Annotated in this window: 10 protein-coding genes; 2 read left to right on the top strand and 8 right to left on the bottom strand. The window is 41.0% G+C overall.

Translation table 11 applies throughout. The features are described from left to right. Window positions 1-140 precede the first annotated feature (140 nt). Window positions 141-278, bottom strand: coding sequence for a hypothetical protein (locus RDV52_RS05840; RefSeq protein WP_004366561.1), 138 nt, complete (start codon window positions 276-278; stop codon window positions 141-143). Window positions 279-388: 110 nt separating this feature from the next. On the opposite strand from RDV52_RS05840, the gene RDV52_RS05835 reads away from it, so the two are divergent. Further along, window positions 389-1,060: a hypothetical protein gene (locus RDV52_RS05835; RefSeq protein ID WP_004366562.1), complete on the top strand. Its 672-nt coding sequence runs from the start codon at window positions 389-391 to the stop codon at window positions 1,058-1,060. Between the two features lie 93 nt (window positions 1,061-1,153). Beyond that, window positions 1,154-1,726: a hypothetical protein gene (locus RDV52_RS05830; protein WP_004366563.1), complete on the top strand. Its 573-nt coding sequence runs from the start codon at window positions 1,154-1,156 to the stop codon at window positions 1,724-1,726. Between the two features lie 698 nt (window positions 1,727-2,424). Here the strand turns inward: RDV52_RS05830 and RDV52_RS05825 are convergent. The 7 genes from RDV52_RS05825 to rpoC form a co-directional block, all read right to left on the bottom strand. Then, window positions 2,425-2,745, bottom strand: coding sequence for a DUF3467 domain-containing protein (locus RDV52_RS05825; protein WP_004362517.1), 321 nt, complete (start codon window positions 2,743-2,745; stop codon window positions 2,425-2,427). Window positions 2,746-2,828: 83 nt separating this feature from the next. Further along, window positions 2,829-4,250, bottom strand: coding sequence for a T9SS type A sorting domain-containing protein (locus tag RDV52_RS05820; protein WP_004366564.1), 1,422 nt, complete (start codon window positions 4,248-4,250; stop codon window positions 2,829-2,831). 241 nt (window positions 4,251-4,491) lie between these two features. Then, a complete protein-coding gene (locus RDV52_RS05815) occupies window positions 4,492-5,229 on the bottom strand; it encodes a Type 1 glutamine amidotransferase-like domain-containing protein (protein WP_004366565.1) in 738 nt (245 codons plus the stop codon). A gap of 95 nt (window positions 5,230-5,324) precedes the next feature. Then, a complete protein-coding gene (locus tag RDV52_RS05810) occupies window positions 5,325-5,702 on the bottom strand; it encodes a hypothetical protein (RefSeq protein ID WP_223381157.1) in 378 nt (125 codons plus the stop codon). Between the two features lie 298 nt (window positions 5,703-6,000). Next, window positions 6,001-7,503 (bottom strand): class I adenylate-forming enzyme family protein, encoded by a 1,503-nt coding sequence (locus RDV52_RS05805; RefSeq protein WP_004366566.1) that lies wholly within the window; start codon window positions 7,501-7,503, stop codon window positions 6,001-6,003. Further along, complete coding sequence (locus RDV52_RS05800; protein WP_040556856.1) at window positions 7,500-8,336, bottom strand: SDR family NAD(P)-dependent oxidoreductase; 837 nt, start codon at window positions 8,334-8,336, stop codon at window positions 7,500-7,502. Before RDV52_RS05800 ends, RDV52_RS05805 begins: the two co-directional genes overlap by 4 nt. A 442-nt stretch (window positions 8,337-8,778) precedes the next feature. Then, window positions 8,779-13,143, bottom strand: coding sequence for a DNA-directed RNA polymerase subunit beta' (gene rpoC / locus RDV52_RS05795; RefSeq protein ID WP_004366568.1), 4,365 nt, complete (start codon window positions 13,141-13,143; stop codon window positions 8,779-8,781). Window positions 13,144-13,153 lie beyond the last annotated feature (10 nt).

Genomic DNA, 13,153 nt, shown 5'->3' with positions numbered 1-13,153 from the left:
TACTTTTCTACCGCAATCTAATATTGAAAGTTTAAGTACAAACTTTTAACCGTCCACTCCGTTTTCTATCGTTAATCTCACGGTCTACTATTGTAAAAAAGGATTTCTTTTTCCAAGCGGATAAATTTATGTAACAGTGTTTACTTGTATGGAGAGTAGCTTATAACACAAAACAGAACAAGTATGATGTCGCTGTATTGATAAACATCGTTCCAACTGCAAATATTCAGGTGGCTATCTACCAGTTTATCCTCCCCTGCGCGCTTAAATTCGTTCATCACATAAAAATGCCATCACAAGAGATGATTCTCTCATTTTTTATTGTTATCTTTGCTATACCATGTAGAATTCGAAATGTTACATTATGAGAAATTAATGTATATAGAATATGGAAAAGAAAGATATCATAAGCAAAATTGTAGAAACAATTAGATCTACTTTCGAGCAAGATGGGTTTAAATTGAAAATGCCAAACAAGTTTGTGAAAAGAAATGGAGACAGTTTATACATCTATGAGATTTGCGTAACAAATCTAAAGACACATTTTTCATTGCATCTTAAACTTAAGTTGCAAAACAAAAGTATTTCTACTGGTGTGAATAATGTTCTAAAAAAGGTATTGAAGGATCCTGGTATAAAATACCCAAGTAATTTCACTGATAAAGTAATAGATGACATTTTCAAAGAAAGAACTTCTAACAAAGATGTATTTGGATTAACAGACTGGCGACTCTTCAAAGAATACGAACAAACATTGAACGATTTTAATAAAAGTTTCTCTATTTGGTTTTCTACTTTTGCGAAACTGGAGAATAGAAAGAATTGGCAGACAGAGTTATTACAAAGTGTGGATTATGCAAAGAGTTGGTTTCTACTGGTTGATAATGAAGCATACTTAATAAAGCATACTGATTATGTTGCAATGTATTTATTAAAGAAGCTGAATAATATAAAGGGAGTTGAAGCAAAATATAAAGAGATTTATAATAGAATGGGAACTTTAGATCAGGACACACAAGAATTAGAACTCTTTTATAAGTATTTATTCCAAGGAAATTAAATGGTAAAGTTCTTCATCATAGTATCAAAAACTTGTTGGAAATAATTGGATTGATGTTTTTGAATTAAAATTTAAAAATTAAATACAGCAAAAATGAAACATATAACTTTAATATTTTCTCTGATTTTGATAAGCTTGACATCCGTTTGCCGTGAAAGTCAAAAGGAAATAGATTTTTTAAATAAGCAAAACAGAACATCTTCCCTATTGTTAACAGACGGTGAGGCGACGATGTTGCCTTACTTCTCTGGTGAAAATGCAACGGACTTCTATACTGTTTATTTTCTTGGAAAAACAGAAAAAGAATGTGAATATTGGGATGTATATAATAAAAATGGATTCTGGAAAGGAAAGGATAGCGAACTGATACATCTATACACCAAAGAAATGGAACGATATATCAATAGAAAAAAAGAGCTATATTACATCTTCGCTATTAGTATAAAAAAAAGTATGATAAAGGAAACTGCTGAAGATGAGTTCCAACCAAATAGTAACGCAGTCTACAAGACCTATCTATTAACTGATGGAAAATGGATTGTAATAGATAGTTTCAACATAAAAGACGCTCCAAAAGAAACAGCGGAGTATTTAAAGAATGTAATAAAGAAAAGAAGAGACATAACCGTTAAGACCTCAAAAGAATCTATTGGTAGTTGGCATTAACATTTGTAATAGGGATGAACTTTCCCAGTAACTATTCAGTGGTATTGAGCAGTCTGCATTTTCTCCTCTAAAATCTTTGTAAAAAGGCTATAAAGAAGTGCGTTTTTTCTTGCACCTTTCAGAAAATTTTCGTATCTTCACATCTATGAAAGAGCAAGTTACTGAAATATCAAAAGTTTACCAGGTTAGAGTATAAAGAAAGAATATCCTTAACACCGCAACAGTTCTAATTCGTTCTCCATATTGCTGGCAATGTTCATTAGCTATATTGTTTTGTCCATAAATTAGTGAGAATTATACAGATGCCAAAAATCTGAAAAGTTTATTGTTTTTCAGAAACTTATAAAATATATTAATAACTAATTACATGTTTAGTTGCGGAATTAAGGAGTTGTAGCTTTTTGTGATATCTAATTCGCAACTGATAGATGTCTGAGACAAACATTATAGATATCTGAGACGAACGTCATAGATATCTAAAACAAGAGCAGCCAATATCTAATTGATTTTCTAACTACCTAATATGTTCTTTTCGAGTTGCGAGTAAGCATTAGGCGTTGCTAATAAGGTTCCACCTATTCCCTACTGTACCAAAATCAATTGTCAGTTCTAAATTAAAAACATTATACAAAAAATATCGCAACTACCCACAAATATGGATAATTGCGATAGTAAAACAATATATAGTTTTATTCTTTTTATGCGTCGTTCTTTACAGGTCCGAAAGGTGTTGCTGTTCTTGGTTGCTGATTAGGCATTTGAATTTTTCCGAACTCTTGTTCATATCTAACTATATTCTCTTGTAAAGCAGCCAAAAGACGTTTTGCGTGTTCGGGCGCAAGCACTACCCTACTTGCCACTGTCGGCTTTGGTACTCCTGGCAGCATGCTGATAAAGTCGAGCACGAACTCTGAACTTGAATGTGAGATGATTTGAAAGTTTGTATAAATTCCTTTTGCAATTTCAGGACTCAGGTCTATCTGAAGCTGCTGTCCCTGTTGATTTTGATTGTTGTCCATTTCGTATATTTCTTTTTAAATATTCTCTGAGCGATATGCAAAGATAACACATTTCGGACAATTCACCAAGAAACGCACTTACTTTATCGTTCTACAACAAAACGTTGTGTTTCACCATTCACATTCAAGAAATAAACGCCAGTAGTAAAGTCCGCAACATCGATTTTATTTTCAGCTGTATGCAAAGCCACAGTGCGAAGCAATGCACCATTAGTTCCAAAAATGCGAGCCGTTGCAGTCGCCATACTTAAAGGCAGCTGCACAGTAAGCACATTGTTGTCTACAACTGGGCTAACCTTTATCTTTACTGCTGCCACACGCTCAATACCATCTGGCATCTTCTCGCCCTCGTATAAGTTACGACCGTCATTCAATCCCTGCTGATAATCATAGGCTGTCCAGTTCTTGGCATTAATAAGTCCAGTTACATCTACTTTGTAGCAAATGTTCTTTTCATTAGCATCCTTCGTGTCTACAACCACAACTTCACCTTTACTATCGGCACTCGTCATATCGGGTAAGTTTACCAACATTCGTTTCATGGCAGGGTTAGCTATTTGGTTGCTGTAACAAGATATGAAACTTAACTTTTGGTTGGCTGCAATATCAAGTTCAGTAAGTTGGTTATTGTCACATTGCAAATCTGTAAGATTTACCAACTTGCTTATATCAAGTGCTTTCAACTTGTTATCACTCACAATCAGAGCTGTAAGTTCGATATTGTCGCCAATGGTTATGTTCGTCAACTTATTATTATAGCAATGGAACTCCGCTAAAGCAGTATTCTTGCTAATGTCCACCGTTTCTATTTCGTTATCGAACAAATATACCTTTTGCAATAACGGACTTTTAGATATATCTATGGTTTTAATTTTGTTATTGTTGCAGGCTAACAGGCTTAACTGCGTATTCTTTGTTATGTCGAGTTGTGTAAGATTGTTTTCGCCACAATAAAATTCTTGCAGCTTAGACATCACACTTGGGTCTAATTCATTCAAACTGTTTCTAAAACAATAGAATTCTGTTATTTCCGATGTGGAAGGCAATTTCAGTTCACTTAATTTATTGGTGTGGCAATACAGTTTCTTCAAGTTTGTATTCTTGCTAACGTCCAACTTCTCTATTTGGTTTTCCTCGCAGTATAGCGAAACCAAGCCAGGGCATTTCGAAACATCGACAGACACCAGTTCGTTCAGATTGCAACTAAAGAAAGTCATATCGCCATATATAGTTATAGTGGGTTGCGTACGCTTAAAGCGGGTTATGCCATACTTCTTTATACTTTCCTCCCCCGCATCATACTTGCCATTGTTGTTCCTGTCAATCCAGGGCTTTGTTTTGCTCTTGTCATTAAACAGCACTGTGAGCTGCCATTGCTTCTTTAAGTTGGTTGTGGTAATGGTAATAGAGGGTTGTCCAGTAGTGTATTCTTCTGCGTCTTTCTGCGCATTAGTACCAACACAAAACCCTAAAAGAACTGATAATAAAAATAGCTTTTTACTCATAATGTAACTGTTTAGATTTCGGAGAAACTATTAAAAAGTCCGCCGAAAATTAGTAATTTAGTTTATTTTAAACATCAATTTACGATATAAATATTTCCATCTTTGTTCAAGCCAACCAATTCACCGCTTATCACTTAAAATCCATTGACTGAAAACAAAAATAATAAAAATATTAATAACCACATAAACTTTCATGCATTTTCTTATATTTGACAACAAAATATCAAGAAATGGTACAAAACTACTGCTTACTTTGTATGGAAATATTATCTCCTAAAACTACTATGGCTTGTTCATTCGTAATTGGTTTCAAAGGTAAATAGCCATCTTCCTGAATTATTTTCCGTGTCGCTTCTTCAAAGGGAAAGCTATTAAAATGAACAACAGGATAGAAGTCAACGACACCAAGTCCGGAAAAATCCTCAAAGTCTGGTGTCAATAAAAGATTGTTATCCATTCTCTTGGCATACTCTATGGTAGGAGCAAAAATCATTGCACCCGCCGATTCTCCAATGTATAGCTTTCCTTTCTCTACCTGCTCAACTATCAACTTGTCGGTTCCAGTTCTTCGTAGTTCTTGCATAAGAAAGAAGGTATTGCCGCCTGTGATATAGATACAATCACAATCATTCAGTACTTTTACAATTTCTTTCTTTTCGCATTGTGTAATTTCTAATTCTCTTACAACTAATCCAAGTGAAACAAGTGCATTCTTTCCATCTTCAACATACTGGGTATATTCTTCATGAATACTTGCAGTAGGAATAAATGCTACCGTTTTTCCACTCAACGAAGTAGGAACAAACTCGAGTAGAAGAGGAGCCACATCAGCAAAAGATGAGCATAAAAAGATTTTCTTCATTGTTGTATTATGTTTTGGTGAATACAATCTTACTTCCTTATTCCTCATACCATAAATAGATTGAGTGAGGACAAAGAAGAGAGCCATAAATATGAATACTCCTACTCTATATTTCATACTTTTTAAAATTTAATATTGCAAAGATACAGATAATTTCTCGAAGAGAATAACATAGTCAGTAAGACCCAATCCTACAAGATATAATAACTAACTTATCTGCTATTCTGCCATTTTATAAATCGTCCATCTTTTATTTTGTAGATAGAACGAGATACAACAGTGTCAGGAATATCCTTCATACCGATAATGTCTCCACTCTCAGCATACAAGAAATCGTTTACCTCGTATCTGTCTATCTTTACTACTGAATTATCAACAGTATATTGTGCAGAATGTTTCGTCTCAAAAATAAAATTCATCTCTAAGACCAAGGCGTCTATGGGTATACCGTGTTTATAGGAATTTAGTTGGACAACTAAAGCTTCTGTATCGTTTTCACCCGCAATATTATAGGTTATGAGTTTGTAGACATATCCGCATTTGTCGGTACGAATGGCGACAATATAATAATGTCCATCTACGCTTTTCATAGCATAACTACAAGTATTTCCTTTAAGAGGTAAAGATCTTTCTTTGAGCGAAAATGGGACTGTCCTTTTTCGTAGCTCTGGTTTCAGTTGATAAGAGGATACTGCCTCATTGAAAAACAATAGCGTATCTACAGTTTCGTTTGTCCAATCGCCCAAACTAACAATCTTCTCGGAAGGAAGAACACAAAAAAGAGAAAAAACACTGATGAGTAACAGGAATATAATCTTCATTATCTTGCTTTCTTAAGTATATTTATCTTTGACGTAATCTCTGTAGATGTTTCTAATTTATTGCGTGTTATCTATTTCTACGATGCTTCCCTGTTGATAGTATTTTTATCGGCTCGAAACGGAAATGATGGGGCATTTCGGCACGGGAGAGTCTTGCTCTGAGCCATTTCTTCAAATCTTCTTCATCGAGTAGAGTGCCTGCTTTCAGTTCTATCTGCGCACTAAGCACACGACCAAAACGAACATCGGGGACAGCGTAAACCACTGCATCGACAACCAAAGGGTGAGATTTCAAGACTTTCTCGACGTGCTCGGGGTAAACATTCTCGCCGCCACAGACCACCATTCGGTCGGCTCTCCCACGATGAAGAAAGCGACCATCGGACAGCTGAAGCACGCGGTCGCCCGTGCTCTGCCAACAGTTCTGTCGCCCAGCCATTGCCCAGCAACATTTCACCCACAGTGTTCCAACGCCCTCTGCATCGGCATCTCGCACTGTGCACTGCATACCCCGAATAGGTTTCCCAATAGAAACGTCATCAGTGTAGATAAGCTGCTGCGGTGTGGCAAGCAGGAAAAAGCCTGCCTCCGACGTGCCATAAAGGTTGTAAAGCACAGGACCAAGACGCTCCATCGTATACTTTGCCAACGACACATCGAGCCGATCGCCTCCGCTGATGATGCACTTCAGCGAGTGCAAACGAGCTTCGGCACGTTCCGTCTGCCACAGTCTGGCAAGCATGGCAGGCACCATTGGCATCACCTCAACACGCTTTGTTGCCACAGCATTCAGCACCTCTTCAGCATCGAAACGGCGCAGCAGACACACCTTCTTGCCCATGACGAGCGAGATAATCAGCGTAGCCAAGCCGAAGCCATGATAGAAAGGAAGTCCTATCAGCACGCTCTGATAGCTGTCGATATGCAAATCGCGGAGCAGCGAAAAGAAGGGTGGAAGAAACTGAACGATGCCCGTCTGCCGTGCAGCCTCCTTGTATTTACCACTCGAACCGCCCGTCATCACACTGATATTTCCACCTCGCCTTATGTGTGGCAGCGGGGTATTATTAACAAAATCTTGTCTTTTTATGCTCTCCAACAAGGTTTCACACGATATCATTGGGCACATTGCGTTTAAGTCATTTGCCAGTATCAACTCCTCATCGTAGATAAAAAGTGCGAACGAACGGCTCATTACTTGTGCCAACTGTTCGCCCGAGAGGTCGGTGTTCAGCAACTTTACGTGGACTCCCAATCGAGAAAGAGCAGGCAGAAGCAAGGCTGAAACAAGATGGTTACGGCAAAACAGTGCCACATGCTGTCCGCTTTTCAGGCAATAATTATGGCAGAGCAAATGGGACAACCGCTGTGCCAACGCATAGAATTCCTGATAATCTACGTGCAGATTATCACTCACCACAGCACAATCGTATGCATGATAGCGAGCAGCAAAGCGCACGGCAGCCATCATCGTAATGCCTTCGTGCAGGAAGCAGCCAAGCAGACGCACAATACCACGCGGAGTAATGAAGTGCAAACGCCAAAGCGAACGGAGGAGAGATGTTTTCATAGAACAGACTTTTGATAGAAGTAACGAACCAAAGGGGCAAACAATGATGCCACAGAAGCCGTAAGGCGCGCCCACCAAGGCTGGTAGGAAAAGCGGTGCCCCATAGCCAGCCGCAACAGAATGCACGCTGCATCATCGGCCGAATAGGCAGGCAAGGAGCGATAATGCGGGTTAGCCATCGACATATCCGTACGCACCAAGGGCAGGTAAGCCACATGGACGCCAACGCCAGACGGCTTCCATTCGCTTTCTGCCGTACGACACCACACATTGGTTGCGCACTTCGATGCGTGGTAAGCCGACCAGCCCGGAGCAGGCGGATACAAACTGCTGACCGACGAGGTATAGACCAATTTGCCGCCCGCTCGTTGCAAGGCAGGCAGCAAGGCCAAAGCCAAAGCCACTACGGAGCGATAGTTTAGGTCCATTGTACGGTCGAAATCGTGCAGACGGTCGGTGGCATCTGCAATCTTCCGGCAGATGGATTTCCCTGCATTGCAGAAGAGATAGTCTACCGTGGACAACTGCTTCAGGTCGTGGCACAACGATTTCAAGGCAGAACGGTCGCGCAAATCGAGTGCACGACAGACTGCTTTACAGCCCATTGCTTGCGCTTCATCGCACAACGCCTGCAGTTCAGCCTCGCTGCGAGCTATGAGATAGAGGTTCGCTCCTGCCCGCATCAGCCGCCTTGCCAATGCAGATCCAATACCTCGCGATGCTCCCGTAATCACCACCCACTGTCCCTTGAAACGACGTTTCAGACACGTTTCGTCCACACGGTGCTTGGGATAAAGCAAGAACCTACAAAAATTGAGTATGCTTCGCCTCATTGTCATTTTCTCATATTTCAACTGCAAACATAGTTCTTATTCCTCAATTACACAAGTTTTCGCTGTATATTGTACATGAAAAGCAAGAACACAATGAATTAATCCTAATTTCTTTTCACGTTCATTTTATAATTAGAGACATATACCTCCCATTGGCAACAGCATGATAATTTATTGGCAACAGTATGACAATTCATTGGCAACAGTATGACTATTCATTGGCAACAATATGACAATTCATTGGCAGCAGTATGAGAATTCATTGGCAACGGTATGACAATTCATTGGCAACGGTACTATCCTAAAAATGTGCAAGACAATCTTTTTCTTTTCTTTGTATAAAATGGAAAACATGAGGGATACTTACGGCAGACGCTTAATCAAGAAAGGCCCGCAAGCAATGCTTGTGAGCCCTTTTAAGTTGTATAAAGTTTATTTTGTTCTAATCCTCCGCATTCTCTTTATCGGAGAAGTCGAGAATGCTCTTCTTGTTAGCTTCCAAGCGTGTATGCTCTTCCTGAGAACCAACTATAAGCTTTTGCCACTGACGAAGACCTGTTCCCGCAGGGATCAAGTGTCCGCAGATTACGTTCTCCTTCATTCCCTCGAGAGTATCGCTCTTGCCACGGATTGCAGCCTCGTTGAGAACCTTGGTCGTTTCCTGGAACGAAGCAGCCGACATGAAGCTCTTTGTACCGAGGGCTGCACGTGTAATACCCTGAAGCATCTGTGTTGCAGTTGCCTGGACGGCATCGCGCACCTGAACGAGCTTCAAATCGCGCCGCTTGAGATTAGAGTTCTCGTCGCGCAACTTGCGTACGGAAAGAATCTGTCCCTTGTAGCAATTCTCAGAATCGCCTGGGTCGGTAACAACCTTCTTACCCCAGATCCGGTCGTTCTCTTCCTGGAAGTCGAGCTTATCAACAAGTTCTTGTTCGAGGAATGTTGTATCTCCTGAATCGTCGATACGAACCTTACGCATCATTTGGCGAACGATAATTTCAAAGTGCTTGTCGTTAATCTTCACACCTTGGAGGCGATAAACGTCCTGCACCTCGTTCACGATATACTCTTGCACTGCCGTAGGACCCTTAATGGAAAGAATGTCGGCTGGAGTTATGATACCGTCTGAAAGCGGAGTACCTGCACGTACGGCATCGTGCTCCTGAACAAGAATCTGTTTTGACAAGCTGACAAGATACTTGCGCTGGTCGCCCGTCTTCGATGTAACGATAATTTCGCGGTTACCACGCTTTACCTTACCCATTGTAACCTCTCCATCGATTTCTGACACGACTGCTGGGTTAGACGGGTTGCGAGCTTCGAACAACTCGGTTACACGTGGCAGACCACCCGTAATATCTCCGGCACCACCTACAGAACGCGGAATCTTGACGAGAGTCGTACCTGTCTTGATTTCTGCACCTTCTTGTACAATCTGTTCCAAGTGCCCTCCTACAGGAAGATTATAAGTTCCCAATATATCTTCTGGCGCATACTGCCCGCCGGTACTTTTCCTGGCTCCTGGGCGTACAACATCGACAGTCGGGACATGCGACTTATCGCGCGATTCTGTAATGATACGTTCGGTAAGCCCCGTTGCATCGTCTGTTTCAGCCTTATAAGTTGTCCCTTCTACAACATCGTGTAGACGGAGTACACCAGAATATTCGCTTACGATGACAGCATTGAATGGATCCCAACGACAAATAAGGTCGCCTTCCTTAACTTTATCACCATTCTTATAATAGAGAGAACTGCCATAAGGAATTCCTTCTGTCAAGAGAACGATACCTGTATTGATATCTATGAAACGGATTTCCGCCAGACGGCTTACAACCTTTTGACATTCTCGATCTTCCTCGTCAACAAATGGAACCGTACGAAGTTCGTCGAACTCTATCTTACAATCATTCTTTGCAACAATAGACGCATTAGCGGCAGCATTAGAAGCAATACCACCAGCGTGGAAAGTACGAAGTGTAAGCTGTGTACCTGGTTCACCAATAGCTTGTGCTGCAATGACTCCGACAGCTTCTCCCATCTGCACCATACGAGCAGTAGCCAAGTTGCGACCATAACACTTCTTACATACGCCATGCTTACTTTCGCATGTAAGCACAGAACGTATCTCTATCATCTCAAGCGGAGACTCATCGATGGCTTTCGCCTTCGCCTCGGTAATCTCTTCGCCTGCAGCAACCATAATCTCACCAGTAGACGGATTGACAACATCGTGCACGGATACACGACCAAGAATACGTTCGTAAAGAGAAGCTATAACCTCGTCCCCGTTCTTCAATGCACGACATTCCAGACCTCTGAGAGAACCACAATCTTCTTCTGTTATGATTACGTCGTGAGAAACGTCAACCAAACGACGAGTTAGATATCCGGCATCGGCAGTCTTCATAGCAGTATCGGCAAGACCCTTACGAGCACCGTGTGATGAAATAAAGTATTCGAGCACCGACATACCTTCTTTAAAGTTAGAAAGAATTGGGTTCTCAATAATCTGTGCACCCTCTGCGCCAGCCTTCTGCGGTTTGGCCATCAAACCACGCATACCAGCAAGCTGCGCAATCTGGTCGGCAGAGCCACGAGCTCCAGAGTCAAGCATCATGTAAACGGCATTGAACCCCTGATCGGCTTCTGTCATGTGTTTCATTACGCTCGCTTTCAAATTGTTGTTAACGTGCGTCCACGCATCAATTACCTGGTTATAACGCTCTTTATCAGTAATGAAACCCATTTCGTAGTTAGCTTTAACCTGGTCTACTTCAGCTTGTCCCTTGTCAACAATATCGACTTTTTCTTTTGGCACAATTATATCGTCCAAGTTGAACGAAAGACCAGCCGTATAAGCCATACGGTAGCCAAGGTTCTTAATACCGTCAAGGAAAGCGCAAGCACGTGCCATACCAACAGACTTGATTACATCGGCAATAAGACCACGCAACGACTTCTTGGATATAATGCCATTGAAGAATCCTACTTCAGTTGGAATAATCCGATTGACGATCACTCGCCCAACAGATGTTTCTACCATACGTTTCTGAAGTTTGCCATCGACAAGGTCATCAACAATAACCTTTACTTGTGCGTGGAGGTCACAATGTCCTTCATTATGAGCAATAATCGCCTCTTCGTCTCCATAGAAGCACAATCCCTCGCCTTTAGCTCCCGGACGGATCTTGGTGATATAATAGAGACCTAACACCATATCTTGCGAAGGTACTGTAATAGGTGCACCATTAGCAGGATTCAATATATTGTGACTCTGGAGCATCAATATTTGTGCTTCAATAATAGCCTCATTGCTTAATGGGAGGTGAACAGCCATCTGGTCGCCATCGAAATCAGCATTGAACGCAGTACAAGCCAATGGGTGTAACTGAATAGCTTTACCCTCGATGAGCTTTGGCTGGAAAGCTTGTATACCAAGACGGTGAAGTGTTGGAGCACGGTTGAGAAGAACAGGATGTCCTTTCATTACATTTTCTAGAATATCCCAAATAACTGGCTCTCGACGGTCAACTATCTTCTTGGCACTCTTCACAGTCTTTACAATACCACGCTCAATAAGCTTACGGATAATGAATGGCTTGTAAAGTTCAGCTGCCATAAGTTTTGGGAGACCACATTCGCCCATCTTCAATTCTGGACCTACAACGATTACGGAACGCGCAGAATAGTCTACACGCTTACCGAGAAGGTTCTGACGGAAGCGGCCTTGCTTACCTTTTAGAGAGTCTGACAGCGACTTCAATGGGCGATTACTTTCGCTCTTAACAGCTGAAGATTTACGACTATTATCAAACAATGAGTCTACAGCTTCTTGCAACATACGTTTCTCGTTACGGAGAATAACATCTGGAGCTTTTATCTCAATAAGTCGCTTTAAACGATTGTTACGAATGATTACACGACGATAAAGGTCATTCAAGTCCGAAGTTGCAAAGCGTCCTCCGTCAAGTGGGACTAATGGACGAAGCTCTGGAGGTGTAACAGGTATAATTTTCATTATCATCCATTCTGGACGATTTATACCTTCAGACTGACGGAATGCCTCAACTATCTGTAAACGCTTCAAGGCTTCCGTCTTACGTTGTTGGCTTGAATCAGTAGTGGCACGGTCTCTAAGTTCACCAGCCAGACGATCAAGATCTATATTAGCTAACAAATCGTATATAGCCTCTGCACCCATCTTTGCAATAAACTTCTTCGGATCAGAGTTGTCCAATCGCTCGTTACCTTCTGGCAAACGATTATCAAGGATATCCAAGTATTCGTCTTCAGAGAGGAGGTCGAATTTATGAGAGCCGTTTATTTCTTCGCCAGTATCTGAATACTTCATGTTCTCTACGACACCTGGCTGAACAACAATATATTTCTCATAATATATAACACTGTCCAACTTCTTGGTCGGAAGCCCTAACAAATAACCAATTTTATTTGGAAGACTACGGAAATACCAAATATGTGCTACAGGCACAACGAGTTCGATGTGTCCTGCACGTTCACGACGTACTTTCTTTTCTGTAACTTCTACACCACAACGATCACAGACAATTCCTTTATAGCGAATACGCTTATACTTTCCACAAGCACATTCGTAGTCTTTTGTAGGACCAAAAATACGCTCACAGAATAAGCCATCGCGTTCAGGTTTATAAGTACGATAGTTAATCGTCTCTGGTTTAGTTACTTCTCCAAACGAATTTTCGAGTATCTCTTCCGGAGAGGCTAATCCAATAGTGATCTTGTTAAAATTACTCTTAACTTTATTATCTTTCTTAAAAGCCATGTTTCTTTAA

It is taken from the genome of Prevotella nigrescens, from assembly GCF_031191185.1.
In the GTDB taxonomy this organism is placed as follows: domain Bacteria; phylum Bacteroidota; class Bacteroidia; order Bacteroidales; family Bacteroidaceae; genus Prevotella; species Prevotella nigrescens.
Note: the sequence above shows the minus strand (reverse complement) of the source record. Positions and strands in the feature narration are given on the sequence as shown.